This is a genomic window from Methanosarcina sp., from assembly GCF_028693135.1.
GTDB lineage: Archaea > Halobacteriota > Methanosarcinia > Methanosarcinales > Methanosarcinaceae > Methanosarcina.
In genome coordinates, this window is sequence record NZ_JAQUVZ010000032.1 from 1 (window position 1) to 19,731 (window position 19,731).

14 protein-coding genes and 1 pseudogene are annotated in these 19,731 nt (G+C 45.3%); 6 read left to right on the plus strand and 9 right to left on the minus strand.

The annotated features are described in order from the left end of the window. A pseudogene (locus tag PHF18_RS12895) lies at window positions 1-605 on the plus strand (hypothetical protein); the annotation flags it as partial. A 990-nt stretch (window positions 606-1,595) separates the two neighbouring features. Here the strand turns inward: PHF18_RS12895 and PHF18_RS12900 are convergent. Next, window positions 1,596-2,786 (minus strand): ISH3 family transposase, encoded by a 1,191-nt coding sequence (locus tag PHF18_RS12900; RefSeq protein WP_300103486.1) that lies wholly within the window; start codon window positions 2,784-2,786, stop codon window positions 1,596-1,598. Between the two features lie 153 nt (window positions 2,787-2,939). Here PHF18_RS12900 and PHF18_RS12905 point away from each other — a divergent pair, with 153 nt between their 5' ends. Beyond that, the gene (locus tag PHF18_RS12905; protein WP_300103488.1) at window positions 2,940-3,443 is read left to right on the plus strand and encodes an amino acid-binding protein; all 504 of its coding nucleotides are present in this window, start codon (window positions 2,940-2,942) and stop codon (window positions 3,441-3,443) included. A 95-nt stretch (window positions 3,444-3,538) separates the two neighbouring features. On the opposite strand, the gene PHF18_RS12910 is transcribed toward PHF18_RS12905, so the two are convergent. From PHF18_RS12910 to PHF18_RS12920, 3 genes are read right to left on the minus strand one after another with little or no spacing between them, the layout of a single operon-like run. Next, window positions 3,539-4,222: an ABC transporter ATP-binding protein gene (locus tag PHF18_RS12910; protein WP_300103490.1), complete on the minus strand. Its 684-nt coding sequence runs from the start codon at window positions 4,220-4,222 to the stop codon at window positions 3,539-3,541. Between the two features lie 34 nt (window positions 4,223-4,256). Continuing rightward, on the minus strand, window positions 4,257-5,240 hold the full coding sequence (locus PHF18_RS12915; protein WP_300103492.1) for a DUF3344 domain-containing protein: 984 nt from the start codon (window positions 5,238-5,240) through the stop codon (window positions 4,257-4,259). Beyond that, window positions 5,209-7,011 carry a CARDB domain-containing protein gene (locus PHF18_RS12920; protein WP_300103494.1) on the minus strand — a complete coding sequence of 601 codons (1,803 nt, stop codon included), beginning with the start codon at window positions 7,009-7,011 and terminating at the stop codon, window positions 5,209-5,211. Before PHF18_RS12920 ends, PHF18_RS12915 begins: the two co-directional genes overlap by 32 nt. A 543-nt stretch (window positions 7,012-7,554) precedes the next feature. Between PHF18_RS12920 and PHF18_RS12925 the strand changes: the two genes are divergently transcribed. Then, on the plus strand, window positions 7,555-8,853 hold the full coding sequence (locus PHF18_RS12925) for a DUF3344 domain-containing protein (protein WP_300103496.1): 1,299 nt from the start codon (window positions 7,555-7,557) through the stop codon (window positions 8,851-8,853). Window positions 8,854-8,883: 30 nt separating this feature from the next. On the opposite strand, the gene PHF18_RS12930 is transcribed toward PHF18_RS12925, so the two are convergent. Next, complete coding sequence (locus PHF18_RS12930; protein ID WP_300103498.1) at window positions 8,884-9,747, minus strand: energy-coupling factor transporter transmembrane protein EcfT; 864 nt, start codon at window positions 9,745-9,747, stop codon at window positions 8,884-8,886. Window positions 9,748-9,856: 109 nt separating this feature from the next. Between PHF18_RS12930 and PHF18_RS12935 the strand changes: the two genes are divergently transcribed. Continuing rightward, window positions 9,857-11,701, plus strand: a complete 1,845-nt coding sequence (locus PHF18_RS12935; protein WP_300103500.1) for an ABC transporter ATP-binding protein — start codon at window positions 9,857-9,859, stop codon at window positions 11,699-11,701. Here PHF18_RS12935 and PHF18_RS12940 read toward each other — a convergent pair. From PHF18_RS12940 to PHF18_RS12950, 3 genes are all read right to left on the minus strand, one after another. Next, entirely contained in the window at window positions 11,698-12,789 is a 1,092-nt protein-coding gene (locus PHF18_RS12940) for a hypothetical protein (RefSeq protein ID WP_300103501.1), read from the minus strand. The genes PHF18_RS12935 and PHF18_RS12940 overlap by 4 nt on opposite strands. A gap of 91 nt (window positions 12,790-12,880) precedes the next feature. Next, window positions 12,881-13,816: a DUF3344 domain-containing protein gene (locus PHF18_RS12945; RefSeq protein ID WP_300103503.1), complete on the minus strand. Its 936-nt coding sequence runs from the start codon at window positions 13,814-13,816 to the stop codon at window positions 12,881-12,883. A 35-nt stretch (window positions 13,817-13,851) separates the two neighbouring features. Continuing rightward, window positions 13,852-15,093 carry an ABC transporter permease gene (locus PHF18_RS12950; protein WP_300103505.1) on the minus strand — a complete coding sequence of 414 codons (1,242 nt, stop codon included), beginning with the start codon at window positions 15,091-15,093 and terminating at the stop codon, window positions 13,852-13,854. Between the two features lie 358 nt (window positions 15,094-15,451). Here PHF18_RS12950 and PHF18_RS12955 point away from each other — a divergent pair, with 358 nt between their 5' ends. After that, window positions 15,452-16,627: a DUF2117 family protein gene (locus tag PHF18_RS12955; RefSeq protein WP_300103507.1), complete on the plus strand. Its 1,176-nt coding sequence runs from the start codon at window positions 15,452-15,454 to the stop codon at window positions 16,625-16,627. 517 nt (window positions 16,628-17,144) lie between these two features. Further along, window positions 17,145-18,302, plus strand: a complete 1,158-nt coding sequence (locus PHF18_RS12960) for a PGF-pre-PGF domain-containing protein (RefSeq protein ID WP_300103509.1) — start codon at window positions 17,145-17,147, stop codon at window positions 18,300-18,302. A 398-nt stretch (window positions 18,303-18,700) separates the two neighbouring features. On the opposite strand, the gene PHF18_RS12965 is transcribed toward PHF18_RS12960, so the two are convergent. Then, window positions 18,701-19,699, minus strand: a complete 999-nt coding sequence (locus PHF18_RS12965; RefSeq protein ID WP_300103511.1) for a hypothetical protein — start codon at window positions 19,697-19,699, stop codon at window positions 18,701-18,703. Window positions 19,700-19,731 lie beyond the last annotated feature (32 nt).

The following is a 19,731-nucleotide window of genomic DNA, read 5'->3' on the forward strand; positions in this document are numbered from 1 at the left end:
ACCGGGTGCCTCAAGCTCATGCATATTCAGATTTATGCGGGCAGCTCTACACAGAAAGTTCCGATTCCGAGAATATAATCACTGTCTATGAAAATATTTCATACAGCCAGTACAGCAATGAAACCCTTACGGAAGTGACCCTGGTTTCAGGGGCTGACCTCTCAACTTATCTGGATAAAAATGGATATGCTCTGCTGGATCTCCGGGTGGAAAATAAAGCTCTTGATGCTTTTGTATTTATTCCAAAGGGGACAAGGCTGCTTGATAGCCAGAAAGAGCCTCTTAAAGCAATAAAAATAGTAGAGGCAGACCAGCCGCTCTTGCCAGGTACCTTATACCTGGTGGGGAAATGTTATTGTGGACTTGAACCTGAAGGAGTGGAATTCGATCCTTTTGTCAGGCTCAGTCTTGGCCTCAATGACTCTATAGAGGGTAACTTCCCCTCTATATACAGCTATGATGGGGCTAATTCTACATGGACTCTGATTGACAGTACTCTCAGTGAAAACATAATTTCAGCTGAACTAACTCACTTTTCGGTGTATGCAGTTCTTGCAGAACCTCCGGCAGAAGTAGAATTGCATGTTAACCTGGTTCCTGCGTAACCCGAATTGCGATTCGGGATCACAGGAAATCGAGTATTTTTTGGGAGTTGCACTGTAAGTACAACAGCCCGTCGTCCGTTTCGCTTCGCTCAAGCAGACTAATTTTAGGTTTTAGCAGTGAGCTTCTCTCGCTCAAGATGTCTAAATTACAGATCTTTCTGACCCTTGCAACTTTATTCGCTGTACCGGGTCGTTCCTGTCACGCTCGACGCAGGAGAGCGGTCTGTCCCAAAAAAGAGAGTAAAGAAAATAAAGGCCATCAAGCAAAAATTATCTAGTAAGCTGGTAAGACACCAACAAAAAACGAACAAATCAAACTCTGCCTGAGAAATATTTTTATGAGTTATTTCTTATCCGGACTTCTTTCTCTTTTTGGGAGGAACTCCAAACCGGCTGGTGGAGCGCATATGTACTCGTAGATTAAAATGCGATTTTCTAGATCAAGAGAATTATTTTTCATATCAGGTGGCCGTTTTTCCATAGTATCCGATTTCTTTTAGTTGAGTCACATTCAACGTTATTTTTTTTAGCTTGTGGCAGGCCGGGTTCAGTCCCGTGCGGCGCAGGGAGAGAAAACTGAAAAATCTCCTCCACGATTCCGGAATAGGTCCATTAGTTAATCAGGTACCAACTGTTGTTTCATAACCTGCAAATGCCTTTTCAGCCAGGTTCAGGAGATTCTTCAGGTTTGATTCCTTCCTGGGGATGTGGAGAACTGAGAATGTGGAGAAGTATCTGAGGAAATATATGCAACTTTTTATCGATCCTGCGTCTAAGGTCCAACAGTAGTTCCGATCAGGCTTACTTCCGAATGACAAAAACATATTGATTTTACTTTTTACCCACTCATTTTCAAAATATTTTCTATTACTGGTTAGAGTTTAAAATTCTTAATCTATAATTTCCACTAACAGTTCTCAAAAAATAATTTTTTATCGAGTGATTTTATAGCATAAGCTATTAAGTTAGCAATTTTTAATTCAATACAAGTTATATTGTAGTTAATCGAGTGCGTAGCACTCGATTTCGTTCTTCATTAAACCATCTCAAACATTCCAGTAACACCTTAACCGGAATAAAATTCAGCGATTTTAGCCCATATCTAACAGCTTTGTTTATGTCTTCATTTATTAATGATTTTAGCTCATAAGCTGTAATTTCGATAACTGACTTTAGCATATTTAGAACATTGTATATGATGCATTGAATAACAAAGAACAATACTCTTGCTACTGGTGATTTTGTACATGTTCGTATCTTGAAGTCGTTTTTCACTCTATAGCCAGTTTCTATGTTCCATCTTTTTCTGTATTCTTGAGGAATTGTCTTTTCAAATTTCTCAGTTGATTCTGCCTCTTTGTTTGTAGCAAACAGGATGTACTTTTCCTTTTTATCATCATATATTGCCACAATATTGAAGGAAGGTCCTCCTTGCTTAAATTGATATTCAAAAATTACTGAAGTATTTCCCCATTCTTTTTGATGATTTTTAAGTTCTCTATTGATAACCTGATTTGATTTAGCTGCTATAACAAAATTGACTTTAAGTTCATCTAATTTTGAAATCACAGCTCTATTACAAAATTCCTTGTCAAGGTATGAGGTCCCTGTTTTTACACCTATTGCCTTAAGTCTTTCGAATAAAGATTCGATGAATAGAGAATAATTCTTGTTCAAACTATTAATGTCGATTACGTCAAGTGTCAAGTGAGAAGTTCCAATTATATCCAGGGTACAAAACGATTTACCCCACGAACTGCCATTCTTTGGTTTTATGCCCCTAATTCCGGGAGTATTTTTGTCTCCATAAAATGGAACATCATGAAAATCAATAGCTATGTCATGAACAGTGTTTTCAAGTTTCATCATCTTGAAAATCTCAAAATTCATTTTTCTGAAAGCAGAAAGAGTATCTTCAATATTATTGTCTTTGATGTAATTGAAAATAGTATCTGCTGAGGGGATTCTTAAGTCAGGATTTTTGCTTTTGAGGTCATTACTTGCAGATTCAAGAGAGTTTGTAGAAAATGTTGAGGCATGTAATAACACGTTTAAAATGTCCTGACATTCATAATTTGCAGATTCTGGCAAAGTTATTATATCATATTTGCGAAACAATTCAGAGGATACAGCCATCAAGCTGGCTGTATCTATGGCCATGGAGTCGTTTTTGGTTGGCATCACAAACGAATTCCATGGTTCATTAGATCTTTTTTTCGGTAGATCATAAATATTTGATGACTGCCAAATTCAGCATTCGGAACTTGGGTTATTCGGAACTACTGGTCCAATCAGGAAGCTTTATATTGGAGACTCAATTTAAATATAATTTATATGTGGCAAACACTACTCACAAAGTTCGAAAAATACCCGGCACAGGCAAAAGTACTTAAGTTACTATTTGAACGCGGATTTCAGGTGAACGAGGAAGGAAAGGTAACTTCCGGGAGCATCGAGATAGCACACACCCAGCTTGCAAAAGAAGTAGGGGTTGACAGACGGGTGGTTGATGCGACCACAAAAACCATTGTCTCCGACGAACTCCTCAGCACGATATTCAAAAATGTTCATTCAATCCCGTTTCTCAGAGACGTTGCCCCTGCTCTTGGGCTTGGGGTAATCATCATCATCCCTGAAGACGCCGCCCATGTTGGTATCCTTGCAGAAGTTGCAGGCCTGATTTCCAGACACAATTTAAGCATCCGTCAGGCCGTCTCAGATGACCCATACTTTACGGACAATCCCAGGCTCACCATCGTTACCGACCACAAAGTTCCCGGAGACCTTGTTGACGATATCCTTAGCCTTCCCTCAGTAAAAGGAGTAAGCATCTACTGAACAAAAATTCAATTTTCACAAAATCAGAAGTTAATGAAGCTGGACTGGAATTACAGTTTTTTGAGAGTGCCAGCCCGAAGGGGAAAAGCAGAGACTCAAAAAGCTCCTTCAGTGATTTTTCCATCCTTTAGCTTTACCACCCTGTCCGCAGTCCTGGCCATTTCAGGGTCATGGGTAGTAACAACAAAACTTACTCCTTGCTCCAGGTTGATTTTTCTCATAAGGTCCGTTATCTTTTTTCCGGTCTCGGAATCAAGGTTTCCTGTAGGTTCGTCTGCCAGAATAAGCCTGGGGCTGTTTGCAAGTGCCCTTGCTATGGCAACCCTTTGCTGTTCTCCACCTGATAACTCGGAGGGCAGGTGATGCATCCTGTCCCCTAACCCGACAAGGTCAAGAAGCTCGTTTGCTCTCTGTTTTTGTTGGGGACGGGAGACCCTGTTGAAGTACATGGGATAGCAGATGTTCTCCAGGGCAGTCATTGTAGAGATCAGGTTAAAAGCCTGGAAAACAAAACCTATTGTCTGCCTGTGCAGCCGGACAAGACTGGAAGAATTCCTGTAGTCAACTTCAGTGCCCTCGATGAAAACCCTGCCCGATGTGGGCTGGTCCAGACAGCCAACAATGTTAAGCAGGGTAGACTTTCCCGAGCCTGAGGGCCCCATGAAGGAAACAAAATCTCCCTCTTCAATCTTCACATTTATTCCCCTGAGGGCTTCCACGCGCAGCCCTGAATCGAAGGTGTAACACTTTGATAAGTCTCTGGTTTCAACGATAGTCATTTCCAATCCCTTTCCTGATCCCTTCTGCAAACAGTCAGCTGCCTCCCTCTAGAGTTTCAGGCTTTTTAAATTCAAGTACAAGTATTTCATTTGTTACCAGAAGGTAATCCCCATTATCCTGAATACTGGCAAAATTCTCCGCAGATTCCAGATAAGCCCCCACAGGTCTCTCATCTAGAGCAACCTGGACAGTTTCGTTTGTCTGGTATATGTCCTTCCAGCTTTTTCCCCCCCCAAACAGGAGCTTTATGAGATCTCCAATGACCGGAATACTCTCGGTTTTCTCGTTAAAGAAAAGCCTGTTCCGGGCTCCTGCGCCTGAACTGTAGCCCCCGGAAGGAGAGACTGTTATCAGGCGTGCATCTGCAACATTCTCAGAGTCAATATCCCCCTCAAAGTAAGCGGTCGTTGTGGCCATTTCGGGATCGATCCCGTATTCGGCATACAGCATGTCGCAGCCTTCGTTAATCCAGTATTCGATCACCGGTAACTCTTGACCTTCATAAACGAGCAGAAGCCCTATGCTCTGCACGCAAAAGGTGCTTCCGTCCTCGGCTGTATTCACAAGTGAGATAGAATAGTTGCCTGGTTCGGAAATTTCCTCGGTCAGGTCATAAGCATGCGTGCCTGAAAAAAAGTCGTACCTGGATACAAAGCCCTTTGTGTCCGTATACATCTGTCCTCCCTTAAGAGGCACAACTGTTCCCGAATTTTCAAGAGAGGCATTAAATTCCGGATAGATGCCTTCAAGCCCTTTTTTACTCCAGACCCAGTAAACGTAAGCCTTTGCAACCTTTATGGAACTCCCGGCAGGGGGTTCGACACTAAAGTTTACCTGATAACTTTCATTATATTCAAGCTCCCCGCTGTACCTGCTGTCCCCCAGAGAAAAGTCAAGAGCTCCGTGGTGTCCGTCATGGAGGACAGTCTGCAGAGGTTTGTCTCCAGCATATGAAGCCGAAGCCGGGGTGATGAGCAGCAGGAGGTTAATTAAAATCGCAACATTTCTCAAATTCATTGTTATCCTCATCCGACTCAATTATGTCATTATGCTCGTCTACCTTCACGCTGAGGGTATGCTCACCTTTCAGAGCGTTAACTCTTATCTCATTCTCAATCGAGGCATGCCCTGCCAGTTCAGGGATATTCAGGACCGTAACACTTTTCCCATCAAGATAGAGGTTTACGTCAAAGTCCAGGGCTGAAGCTTCTCCGCTATTTATAAGCGTTATCGGAATAGAGTAAGCCGTTTTTTCTGCTGTCCGGGTTTCCTCAACACAGCCGCTAAAAGCCGCTATCATGAGCACCGCCAGTAAAAGCAGGAGAATAGGTTTTTTTCTCCGGGCTCCAAAAAGAGATAAGAAAGAGAGACAGATTAGCGAAGCCGATGCGGTCTCTTCCTGAGCCTCGAGTTTCACGGGTTCTCCGAGGGAAACCGAAAGTTCGGGCTTTGACCTGACACTGACATTTAATGTACAGGCATTATTTTCCTTCTCCAACTCTTTTATTTCGGCTTCGGGGTCCACGGAGAGTTCAAGCAGGTGCTCCCCTTCGACTGCAGGCCATGAGAATGTGGACATGTACACTCCGGAAGCTTCCATCAGGACAGGGAAAGTTAAAACCTCACTTCCATCTATCCGGAAACTTACCGTACAGTTTTCTTCGCAGATTCCTCCGGGATTGTTTATTGTAAAGGAAATTTCTGCCATTTTTTCATCAACCAGTTCCTGTTTCGAGATTTTCATTTCAGGGTAAAGATCAGGTAGTAAGGAAGCTGTACTGTCAGAAGTCAGGACCAGGGCTGCCAGGACAGGGTGCAGGTAGTCCTCTCCTTCCTGGATACTGATTTCCCCGTCCCCGTCCAGGTCAAGCCCTCTCAAAAAAGATACGGAATTACGGGGTCCGGAATTACTGGCCTGCAAGTAATCGAGCACGTCAAAATGTTCTATATCGAAGTAGCTGGAAGAAAAACCCTCATTTCCACAGGCATCAAAGCTCACCTCATTGGCAACGTCCCTTGCTTTTCCACCATAGCTCTCAGACAGGTACTCAGGGGACACTCCAGGCATTTCTCCGTTGAATTCCAGATAATCAGGCAGGTCTTTTGACCCGGTAAGATATACTACCGAAAGTTTGGCGGCCTCTATGCTGCTTAGAGCCTTTCCTGAGCTGAAATAGACGTCTTCCCGGTCGTTGACATTTGCCGTGTTTCCACTCCAGCCGTTTCCATGAAGGTTTATGTTCCCGCTCAGGAGCTGGTAGGAAACAATGGGCGCTTTTGAGTCTTCACAGGCTGCAGCAAGCACTGCGCCGTAGACTCTCCCGTCCAGCCTGTTCCCTGGCTCGCCGCTGCTTGTAAAGATCTCCACTATATTTTCCCCGGTTTTAGTAATGTTACTTATGTCATAGGAAACCCAGTAAACCCCATTCCCTGCACAGTACACATCCTCGTTTTCGTCATTGACTCCGGCAAGCTGCATCTGTTCAAGCCTTTGCCCATTAAACTCAGGCCGGACCCAGCCTTCATAGTTTTCAGTGCCTCCCCAAATTCCTATGTACAGGTGAGCCCAGCGGAGAGTGCCTTCTGGCACGTCAAATTCCTGAGAGTAAGGGGAAAAAGAAAGCCCGTGTCCTCCATCTATGTAGACCTCTCCCCTGAATGTGCCCTGAGCATCCGGAGCAAAGGGTATGCCCTCATACGAGTATATGGCTCCGGCAGGAGGGATTGAGAGTAGAAATGAGAGCAGGAGGATTAATAGTACGGTTATCTTTACAGGATCTATTTTCATAGCCATTCACTTTCTTACCAGAGTGAAATTTGAGTTTAAGGGGAAGCTCAGGCTTTCTCTGGTTTTTTATTTAGATAAATTCCTCTACGTGAAGTGTAACTTTCCGGGTAAATCTCACACCATTAAACAATTACAGCGAAGTGAAGGTTATTAAATATTACTATTTTTCTTTTTTGTATGAAATTTTGTATATGCAGTTTGGATTGAACTAAGAAACTCAAAATTGCTTTGGGGTATTCCATAGTAAACCGCAGAGCATTCAACTTAAACGTGATATGAAACTCTGTAATTAGTTTCACTGAGCCTGTATATGTTCAACTTATTCCAATATTTCATGGGATTCTTCTATGAGCTTATTCAGTTGAACTGTGGACCTGAAGCTGGATGAAAGTGATCATAAATAGAATAATAGTAACAATTTATGTTATAATATATTTACAAATACTTATTTTTTAAAAGAATTTATATATTCAGAACCTATTATCTGTTTACTAATTAAAATTGTTATAAAAGAATCTCAGTGACTTTGCAGGCGGGAAAAATATGCAGGCAGGAAGCATGGAGCAGAAAGAGAACCGAAGGATGGCTTATGGGATAAAAAAGGATCTGGAAATAAATAAGGAGTTTAAAGCAAAAAACGGACATTATGAAGGAAAAGCAAAAAACAGGCATAAAGGCCGAAGGGAAAAAACCCGCAGGGTCGGGAATATACTCTGTCTGGCGGCGGGACTATGTTGCCTGATAACAGTATTGTGCTGCCTGCTGGTCGCACCTGCCCTTGCCCAGGCTCCTGAGAATAATGGCTATGTGGCAGATAAACCTCTTGAAGTTTACAGCCATGATATGGTTCAGGGAGGACTTACCTATACGGTAGGGAACAGCTATTACAGTGGAAAGATCTACCCCGGAGATGTATATTCTGTGAGCCACAATGTCAACCTGCCGGAAGGGGCAACCGTGAAACTTGCAAGGCTCTATGTCTACTGGGCCTGGAGTGCCGAAGGGGTTACAGGCAGGTACCCTGAGCTGAACCTGAGCTTTAACGGGGAAGAGCTTGAACCTGAGCGGGAGTACAGCGACAGAAAAGGCTGGGGTATTTATGATTACCCCACAGGCACCTGGGCTTATGATGTGAGTGCTTACGTCCCCGGTTCTGGCACCTTTAGCACGGATATTAAAAATAAAGGCCCCGGGGCGTCTTATGTCTGCTTTAACGGGGCAGGTCTGCTTATCGTTTATATGGACCCGAACGGGAAATATATCGAATACTGGGTCGGTGAGGGAGCTGACGAACTCAATTCTCAGGTGGACGAAAACGGAAACTCGCTTTACTATGCTACCTCAAACCAGACGATATGTGAATTGCTCATGCCCACCCTGCAGCTCCCTGTCCGCAGCGCTACTCTCTGGACGGTCACTCAGTCCGGGAACTGGGAGGATAATACCCTTCTGGTTAATGAGGAAAAGCTCTCCGGAATCTGCAATGGCAAACCTTACCCTGACCTGGATATTGATGTAAGGGAAATCACGGGCAGCCTGAAATCCGGAGAAAATTCCATTCTTCTCCAGGCTGTCGGGGATTATGTGACGCCCTCAGGAGCTTTCCTTGTGCTTGAAAATGATTCACTGGCAGAAGAAGCACAGGCTTCCACAGGGAAGACGTCGGGGAATCCGGAAGAAACATATATAACTCCGGAAGCCTCTGGCACAGAAACTTCAGACACAGAAAGTTCCGGAACTGAAGCAGAAAAAGCTCCAGGATTCGAATTTATTTCTACTTTTGTCCTTTTAACAGGGGGAAAAATAGCTTCAGGGCACCGAAAGCAGAAAGGTCGGAAATAACAGGTTCCTTTTTGCAGGGGGCATTCTTTATCAAACCGGGACTGTACCCCCGAACCCTGCATAACTCAGATAGATTCCTCCTGCCGTAAAAAGGACTGTATATGTTAGAAAAAGGTAATCGTTCCTTTTCAGCCTGAGTTCGTTTACGTAGGTCCTGTGCCTGTTTGCCCGAAACCCCCGGGTGTCGGCAGCTACTGCGAGTTTTCGTCCTGCACGGAGTATATTAACCACGAGGGGGACAAGGGTGTATTTCAGAGCTTTTGCTTTCGTTCGGACCCCACCTTTTAACTCAAGCCCTCTTGCCTGCATCGCATTGAGGATCAGGTCGCTTTCTTCGAGCATTGTGGGGGCAAAACTAACTGCAGAAGAGAGCATGAATGCAATTTCGTAGGGAAGGCCCACCCTGTAATTTTTCCCACCGAGTTTTATTTCAAAAAAGCGGACAAAAGCGGTGATCAGCCTGGAAGGGTGGCTTGTGGCAAGGACCAGCATTGCAGCGCTCAGGGATGTCATAAAACGGAAAGCCTGATACAGCCCGTAGACGGCCCCGTCCGCATAGAAATATACTCCTCCTGTTAGCGGGCCCACCAGGGGGAAGGAAGGAGGGAGGAGAGTTAACAGCGGGTCTCTTGCCCAGTAATAGAAAAGGGCCTGCGAGAGTATAAAACCCAGCCCAATACTCCCGAAGACAATGAGCATTGCTTTTATCCTGCTTTTCGAGGGCCTCAGGATGAACCAGAAAGGCAGGGTTGAGGCGAATAGTGCTACCAGCAGATAAGGAGTTCCGAGTACGACACTCAGGACCGAAATCCCGAAAAGCCAGAGCAGTTTTACTCTCGGGTCCAGCCTGTGAAGCAGGCTGTCTTTTTGTTCATAGCGAAAAAGCCACTTCAAACCTCAAATCCTCCGTCCAGGTTTTCATACAAAAGATGATAATCGTCAAACTATTTCTTACTTTTCATAATGATTTTAAACTCAAAGGTGTAAGAAACAGAACGATAGTATGGACCAAATAACAGACACCCCTCCACAAGTCAGGCTTGAAAAACTCACATACAGCTACCCATATTCGGATTCCCAGGCTCTTTCGGATGTGAATCTTGAACTCAAAAAAGGAGAATTCGTGCTCCTGGTAGGCCCAAGCGGCTGTGGAAAAAGTACTCTTGTACGCTGCCTTAACAGGCTGGTCCCTGAAATTTCGGGAGGCAGCTTTTCAGGGCGCGTCCTGCTCCGGGGAAAAGACCTCGAGCACGAAAAAGTCCACAGGCTTGCCCTTGAAGTGGGGATGGTGTTCCAGAACCCTGAAACCCAGCTGTTCTCCCTGACAGTGGGTGAAGACCTTGCCTTCGGGCCTGAAAACCTCGGGCTGCCCCGGCAAGAAGTCAGGTCCCGCGTGGAAACAGTGCTTAAAGAGGTAGGGCTGGAAAGTTTGAGGGACCATTTTATCTTCACGCTTTCAGGAGGTGAAAAACAGAGGACCGCAATCGGAGGAAACCTGGCAATGCAGCCGGAAATCCTGGTCCTTGACGAACCGACCTCGGACCTGGACCCTGCCGGCACCCGGGAGGTGCTTGAGCTACTCAGGCGGCTGAATGCGGAAAAACAGACCACTCTCATCCTGATTGAACATAAGCTCGATGCCGTTTTTGAAATGGCAGACCGCATGCTTGTTATGGACGAAGGTAGGCTCATCCTTGACGGAAAACCTTTTGAAATCCTGTGTCGGGAAGAAGAAAAACTCCGATACCTCGGGATCCATCCTCCCCAGCTCACCGAGATTGCCGGCTTTCTGGGCTTGGCCTCTGAAACTTCAAATGTCCCTGCCTATGAAACTCTCCTGAAACGTCTGACTGAACTTCTGCAGGCCTCTGAGGTAGAAAGCCAGCTCGGAAGCCGGGAAGGGGCAAAATTTGAAATTCCCGATTCTATTCTGCAGCCTCCGGAAAGCTTTCCCCATGTCCGGATCGAGAACCTCTGCTACAGGCATGAGGACGGTTCGGAAGCCTTTGAAAACCTCAACCTTGAAATCAAACAGGGGGAATTTCTTGCCCTGCTCGGGCACAATGGTGCGGGAAAGACAACCCTTGCAGGCCACCTTATAGGATTTTGCAGGCCTGCATCCGGAAGAGTCCTCCTTAATGGAAAAGACATAAGCAGGTACTCCACAGCTCAGCTTTCAAAGCAGGTAGGCTACCTTTTCCAGAACCCGGACTCGCAGATCTTTACAGATAGCGTGTTTGAAGAAGTCCGTTTCGGGCTCGAGAACCTGGGAATGCCCGAAGAGGAAATCAAAAGGCTGGCAAATTCGGCCCTGGAAATGATGGAACTTTCGGCTTACAAAAACAGGCACCCTCATGCCCTTTCAAGAGGACAGCGCCAGCGTCTGGCAGTAGCCTCCATTCTTGCCCTTGAGCCGGACCTGCTTGTCCTGGACGAGCCTACCACAGGGCAGGACAGGGGGCACATCCGCAAGTTCCTGGATAAGATTCGGGAGCTTAACAGGCTCGGGAAAACGGTGATTCTCATAACCCATGACATGGAGCTTGCAGCGGAGTATGCGGAGAGGGTTGTCGTGATAAAGCAGGGACAAATCCTGCTGGAAGGCCCGACCGCAGGGGTATTTTCAAGCCCTGAAGAGCTGGGTGCAGCCGGGCTTATCCCTCCGCTCCCTGCAAGGCTTGCCCTGGACCTCAGGAAACAGGGAATTGACATCCCCCGGCTGCTTACTGTTTCCGAACTGAAAAGCTTCCTCCGGGTTCGCTGTCCTGGACTTCCGGTTTGCAGGAATACGGAAAAAGAGGAAATTACTATAGAAAAAGAAGAAGGAGAAAGGGCAAGCCTCTTTTAAAGCCTTGCTCCGCTCATTTTTACAGCCGTATCGTAACCAAGCAGCCCTCCTATGAGCCCCCCCGCACACGCGAATGCGAGCTGAAGTCCTATATACCAGGGCGCATAGGAGATTTTCCACTCAACAGGAGCATAGAGCAGGTAAAAAACAAGGGTTGAGACCATACCTCTTGATATGCCGTAGATTACGGCGGTCAGGCGCCTGTCTGCATAATCCATCCCGAACAGGATGACCAGGAGGTCAACAACAACCCCTTCGGCAAGGTAAAAGCCCAGCCACATTATATGGGAACCCCAGACAACCATGCTGATTAGCAGGACACAGGTAAAGAGCAGGGTTGCAGTGCCGGGCTTTCGGACCAGCTGCAGGGCCACCACCATCAGGACAACGGTAGGAATTGCAATGACCAGCCCGTCAAACCAGCCCAGGTTGATGAGCTTGCTCAGGTACCGGAACACAACGGCAATAACAGCGGCAAGGAGTGCTATCGTTATCAGGTCAACGGTTGAAAAGAGGTCAAGGACTCCGGAGTGTTTTATTGCAGCTAAAATGCCGACAAAAAGCAGGAGGCTTGCCAGGATCGTAAAATAAGTCAGCCAGGAGGGCGGGGGGATGAGGCTGACCTTATGTTCGCTTTTCTGCTCCCCTCCGGGGTAGACTGCATGAATCGTGAACGTGACCTGTTTTTTAAACTCAACGGAAGCAGGAGGTTTTACGTCAAGAAGGAGGCTTGCACTTTGTCCGGGAGCCAGTTTCCCTATTTCAGCCGTAATTTTCTGGCCTTCTTTTATTATGAGATACGGCTGGGGAGAGATGCTGGTTTCCAGGCTTTCCGGGACTTCGATGAGGACAGTTATGTTGTATAAGGGCTCAGTTCCAGGATTCTCAAGGTTTACCCGGGCTCTTTCCCAGGAATGCCCCGCTACAAGGACGTCAGGAGCCAGGTCTTTGTCAAGGGGAATCTCCAGGCTGACTTCGAGGGGGGTGGCAGCTGAGCCTGAAACTGGTTCTGATGCAGAAACTCCGGGAGCCCAGGAAGCTGCCAGGATAAGCGCAAGCATTAATGCGAGAATCCGTCCGTATTTCATGTTTTACCTCTTTTCATCTATTGCTTTTGAATTCAGGTCAGAAGAAATCCTTTTTTCTCAAACCTTCTCCCCAAATCTTTCTCCTCAAACCTCATCTCTTTCTGAACCTCAGAATAACCGCCAGGCAGGCAAGAAGAGAGACAACAATTACCGAAAATGGGACCTGCCCCCCTTTTGCGGTTTTTTGCTCATGGAGCTTGAGATATTCGCTGTCCGATTCCGATTCGGAAACAAGGACTGCAACACATGGATGGAGATAGCCTTCATCGCCCCGCTCGAAGCAGAGGATGCTTTCCGTACCTTTCGGGGAAACTGAAACCGAATACAGGTCAAAGTACTTGCCCTGCGAGGAATTCCCCACATCGTTTCCGATGTTCACTGAATCGAAATAGAGTTCGTCCCGTTCTCCTTCGGTGCCTGCCACAAGTAGGGTATGGAGGCTTGCATTTTTCCCGGGGGATGTGCCTTTAAAGGTGCTTGTCACACTGTCTTTTTTATTCGTATAGGTAAGGGCATAGTTGCCTTCGTTGATCCAGAACCTGACCGGAGGCAGAGAACTGTTTTCGGAAACGGCAGCGAGGGTGATGCCGTAGGGCCCGCCTCCAGGGTTTTCTGATAGGACAGAGACTTCATTTAACCCGGCACGGAGGGAAGTATTATTGGCATCAAGGCAGTAGAGGGCTGTACCCCAGGCTGAAACATAATCCGGCTCCTGTTTTATAGCGAGTTTTTTCCCGTTGACTGTTACCTGGATACCGTCCCCGCTGTCATAGTTCCAGACCGGCACATAAAGCCTAGCATACCTTACCTCTCCGGGGGGCAGTTCGAAATACTGGAGGTAAGGGTTTTCTCCGGTATACCCGTGCCCGCCGTTGACATATACTTCTCCCCTGACAACTCCTTCTGCTATTGTATAGGGAGGGATGCCGTCTCCCTGCCAGCCCCCATTTCCCGAAAAGAAGGGAAGCAGGAACAGCAGTCCGACTCCAAGAAGCCCTGCTATTAAGATCTTGTTTCCTATATGCAAGGTAGTGTCTCCTGAATAAACTGAATGTCTCCCTTTTAGAGCTGCCTTAAAGCCCTGACCGGGTCCAGTTTTGAGGCCCTCCAGGCAGGATAGAGCCCTGAAAGCTCGGATACGAGTAAGGATACCAGAATTCCGGCTGCAAGAATCTTGAAGTTTAAGGCGGTCAGGTGTTCGATATTTCCTATTTCAAGCCTTGACATTAGCAGGGACCTTCCTACCTTGTCTATGAGGGCTGCAAAAAGAATGCCAAAAAGGTCTCCTAAAACCCCTCCAATGGTTCCTATAAACAGGCATTCGGCTAAAAACATCCGCAAGATGTCAGATTCCGAAGCTCCGAGAGCTTTTGAAATCCCGATTTCCCGGGTCCGTTCGTAGACCGAGACTACCATTGTGTTGACCACCATCAAGCCGCCTACAAGCAGGGAAATACTTGAGAAAAAGGCAAGGACAAGGGTCACCCCGTTCATGATCCTGTTGACCGAGTCGATTTCGTCCTGGGCACTTGAAGTGGAAAGTCCCAGTTTTTCGACCTGCTCTCTTGTTTCACGGACCAGGGACGAACTCTCCACCTTTATCAGGACTCCGTCATAGTATTCCTTTTTGCTGAGTTCTTTTGCATATTCAAGCCTCATGAAGGCCCCTGAATCTATTTCGTTTCCTGCAGGCTTCAGATAGCCCACAGGAGTGAAGCTTATTTCCCTATCAAGAGGCCTCCCGTCTTCTCCGTAAAGGCGCAGCCTGGCTGTTATCGGGGTTCCTATTCTGGCCCCGTCTATTTTTTCCAGTTTTTCCCACAGATCACTTCCAAGGACGATCTGGTCCTGCCCGCTGTCAAACCAGCTCCCTCCGGCAAGTTCAAGCTCATTTGCAGTTCTGTAATCCTCCTGGACGCCGAACAATTCTAAATAGGTACCCGAAGGGCTGACATAGGCATCCTTTACGTAAGGACAGACCACTTCCTCATATTCCTTTATTCCCTCTATTTTTGAGTCACTTATAAGGACAAGCCCATTTTCTCTGAGCCCGGGAGATACTTCAATTAAGGTCAGGTCCCGGGACTTCTGGACCTCTTCGACTGCATTGATACGAAGGCCTTCTCCAAACGAGACTACGGCTACTACCGTTGCCACGCCGATAGCGATTCCAAGGAGAATAAGCAGGGTTCTGAGCTTTTTAAGGCGCAACTGTCGTATTGCCATTGCGAACTCTTCAATCAAACCGTTCACCAATCCCTTTTTCCAGTTCCTGCCAAGGGTGCAGGAGCCATGTCCATGCATATGAATTTATATAAGCGTAAAATATACGACTTAAAAATATTGTATACTACATTATTTCATAATACAATATTTAAATTAATTAACATAAATTATGGGTATATAACTTTTTTGATTTTTGGTGGATATCTCCTTGAAGCAAACTCTTCCCCGGATGTAACAGATATGTCTCTTCAGACAATATCAAATGAAATTATCAAACAGCTCCAGGCTTATGTATTGGCTGAATCTTGTGAAGTCTGCTGGAAATTTGAATGATACAGCAGCAGATTTCCCAATATATTTCGGAAAAATGATTAAATTATTAATACAAAATCAATTCGATGAGTATAATTAGTTTGACTATGTATGTTTTATACATATGCAGATCGGAATTGTAATTCATAACCTCCAGCTTATGGATTCTCCCCAGACCGTAAAAGACATTCTTACACTTCTTTCCAGGGAAAATTGCATAAATGCCTGTCTTTGCGGTACCATGGGAAAAGTTGCTGCGATTGATGCAGGTCTTGAAAGCTTGATTGATATCGAGCAGTTTCAGAAACCCAGTGCCTGCATCGAATCTCTTTTCGGGTCAAACGACCTGGTGTGCCTTCTGAACCATGGCAGGGAGCTTCAAACCGGCCGGACTTTCGGTAGGATCGTGGTTTCGCATATACAAAATCCTGACGAGAAGCCCCTTATCCAGATTGAAAGGCCCGGATGCCTTGATGGAGAACTCATCTCCTGGAACCAGGCTGCAGACCCTCATGCTAAAAAACTCTCCGGCCTTCTTAACCTTAAAATTTCCCCGCCTCCGCTGCCAGCCAACACCATAGAAGTCAGCAATCAGGGAAAGAGGGTTCTGAGAAGAATCTCAACCTTTCCAGGGGCAAACATAATGGTCGAAGGGATTGTGGTTGGAAAAGCTACTTCCTCGGAGGTCGCCCTCGTATCCGAAAATGGCTTTCTTACTTCAATGGAAGGGGGAATCATAAAGGATCAGGGTATCGAAATCCTCCATAAGCATAGAGAAAGAGTACCTGTTGACCTGTCCAGGGCATGGGTAAAAACCACAGCTTCCCGAAAAAGCCCCACAGTCTGCAAAAGCCTGACGGAAGACAAATCCGAAGGGAGAGCGAAAACCTCTTTTTTAAAAAAGAGGTTTTTGCAGGAGAAAATCCCGGAAGGGAAAGTTAAAGTCATTCTTATAGACCACTGTGCAGAGCGTTCATTTGAGATGATGGAAGGGACAGGTCTTGCCATTACTATTGGGGATGACACAACAGAGCTTGCAGGAAATATCTTATCCAGATTTGGAATCCCTGTTCTGGGGATTATGGATGGGGACTGTGATGAACTTGCAACCGCAGTGAGCTATGCTCCAGGTTCTCTGATCCTGCATTTAAAGCTCGGAAAGGATGATGAGTTCGGGAGAAAGCTCCAACAGGATATCTTTTCAGGAGAACATGCAGCTTTTTTTGAAGATATTGAGAGTCTGAAGCTGAGGATCATAAATATTGCAGACAATTCCCTGGAATCCATCTCAGAATACTGAGCCTTTGCCTGTACGATTCCAAACCCTGGAATCTCAGAAAGAACCCTTAAAAATGTTAAAATTCCCTTAAAAACGTTAAAATTCCATTAAATACTTTAAAATTCCCTTAAAAACGTTAAAATTCCATGAAAATCTCTATAAAATATCCTTCTGCCCTGTAGAAATCAAGATTTTTCCGGATTACCGCGAGCCTGGGGGTGGAAAGGAATAGAATAAAGTTTTAAGAAGATTGTGGTTAATATTTTCTAAATAATTAACATAAAACACGTACTATATTAAATGATAATATGTAATATTTTATAATATGGAAAACAAAAACAAATGCTTTTAATATAAGAATCTCGAGATGTGTGATATTTAAAAATAAATTATGGAACTAAAATAAATTACAGAATTACTGAAAATACATTAAAATCACCTGAAGCTCAATTTAAGATATAGAATCAGCATGAAAACAAAATAATTTTGAATTGCAGTCCGATCATAAATATGGGCCAGGAAATATTGAGGTTTGCGAATGAGAATTAAACTTGTGTTATTCATCATCGCTCTGATAGTCTCGGTGCAGGTGGTTACTGCTTCTGACATAGGTGTTGGAGTAAGCCTCGGAAACATGAGTTACAGGCTTGCTCCGGGAGCTTTGGCAGAGCAGTCTCTGTATGTGATAAACACCGGGACTGAAACTGCAACATATAACGTTTTCCTAGACGACAGCGCTTATGATAGCTGGTTTACATTTTCTGCATCTTCTTTTGAGCTGAGGGCAGGGGAAAATAAAGAAGTTAAGGTAACGCTTAGTGTCCCGGCTTCGGCTGAAGAGGATGTGGACTGCAAGATAAAAATCCCATGTACTGTACCCGGAGGAGAGGTTGGAACAGGGGTTCTAATTCCTGTCCACATCGATATTTCCACCTCAGAGGAGAGTTCTTCCAGGGTGAGCTCTTCCGGCAGCAGTTCTTCTGGAGGGGGAGGAGGCTCTCCGGAACCTGGCAGCAACGTAAAATCCAAAGAGCTCTCACAACAGTATGTTGTCAGCGGTAGCAGCGTCAGGTTTAATTTCACACAGGATGCCACCTGCGTAATGTATGTGGAGTTTGATGCAAAAAAAAGCCTGGGGAAGATCACAACCTTTGTTGAGCTACTGAAAGATAGATCTACGCTGACTCCGGAGATACCTGAAGGCGAAGTATACGGTTACCTGAACATCTGGGCTGGAAACGATGGCATTGCAACTCCGGAAAATGTCGAAAATGCTGTGATCGGTTTCAAGGTGAGCAAAGCCTGGGCCAGTGAAAGCGATATTGACGCAAACTTGATCACCCTTGATTACTATAACGGCGAGAAATGGGAACCTCTGCCTACGAAGAAGGTGGTCGAGGATGAAGGATATATCTATCTGGAAGCCGAAACTACGGATTTTTCTCACTTCGCCATAATCGGTGAGAAATGGGACGCAGCTGATGGAAGTCCGGGGATGGCTCCAATCACAAGAGCAGGTGAAAAATTGAAAGAATCTGCTGAAAACCTGGAGTCAACCGCAGTCAAGAGACTTGAAGAAAAAGGTCCCGGTGTTCTGGCAGAAATTGAAGGCTATAAAGAGAAACTTCGAGAGCTTTACCTGGATTTGATTCGCTCCTTGCAGGAGAAAAGCTGGTTCTCTCAGGGCTGCTTATAAAGAGGCAGTATAAAACTAATTCCCTGAAAAATCTGGAGTCCACCAGCATCCGTAATAATAAAAGCGGTTACAGTGCCGAATAAAAAAGTCCAGCCCGGCAGGCCCGAAAAACAGTATAAAAAAGAGCCCATTAACAGAGCGTCTTAACCCGAGTAACAGAGAGTCTTAACCCGAATCCAGATCCAACCTGGATGAAACAAAATCCGGGTATTTACGTGAAGCTAAGGTCTGTTACCCGGATAAATAAATATATATAAAAATATGTGTTTTTATTCATGTCGCTTCCGCTTACTCATATTCCACAAATATATGTTTCCCATTATCTCTTTTTTCAGGTGGATGCAGGACTCTTTAATTCTAAGGTCCATAAGATAAAAGTGCAGTACTTTTTAAAACTCTCAGACAAGTGTTGCCGATCCGTCATTACAGGCGTTATAGTAAGCACTAGAGCACACATTGTCCAGCCAATATGCTCCATATGCTGTTCCGAAAAATCCGGCAACTTTGGATTCTGCATTTTCATATCCATCTACCTGATGTCCCGGAATAATGAAAACATTGTCATCATGGTGGGCATTTGAAACGACTTTCTCACCTGAAAGTTCCCAGAGCCGTGAATGGTATCCCCCGGTAATTCTGTATTTGCTGTCAGCCACTCCGTCTCCAGCAACCCAGCTTCCATCAGGATACGGAAGATAATGGGTGTATTCTACAGGGTTATCAACCCATTTTTGATTAAGGATTACACTTTTAACTGCCTTTAGACTGTTCTGTTCCCATACAAGGTTTATGGGGTCTTCCATTTTGTAATAAGTTTTGAAGAAATAGGTAAACTTTGAAAAAGTCCATTGTGGATAAGCTGAAGCAGTTGAAGAAATGGTTGAAGACGCAGTTGAAGAAACAGTTGAAGAAACAGTTGAAGGAGCAGTTGAAGGAGCAGTTGAAGAAATACTGGCCCACCATTTATATGGGTCATCGGCAGTGGTAAGCACTATAGATTCCTGGGTCACGATTTCTTTCTTATCTCCGGGCTTTAGTTTCAAGCTTCCGCTTTTGGCACTTACAGCAACCTCTTCTTCGTCAGGGATAGAAAAAGTCTGTGATCTTGTGAGTTTATCTGCCTTAAATTTACCTTTAAGCTTCTCTCCCGAATAAGTTTCAGTGATTTTGAGCGTCCCGTCTTTTTTATAATCATAAACTGTTGTCATCTCAACTTCCACAGTATGGGCCTGCTTCCATTCACTCCATTGTGAATCATCACCAGATTTCGGTCCATTACCTACTTTTTCGGCGGCTGTTTTTTCCGGAGTGGCACTTGCCGCCGGAACAAGCATTAGTCCAAAAAACAGGGTCATCAAAAGCAAAACGATAAACTTTGATTTTTTATTCTTATTCATCTGTTCTACTCCTATTAATTTCGTAGAGGTTG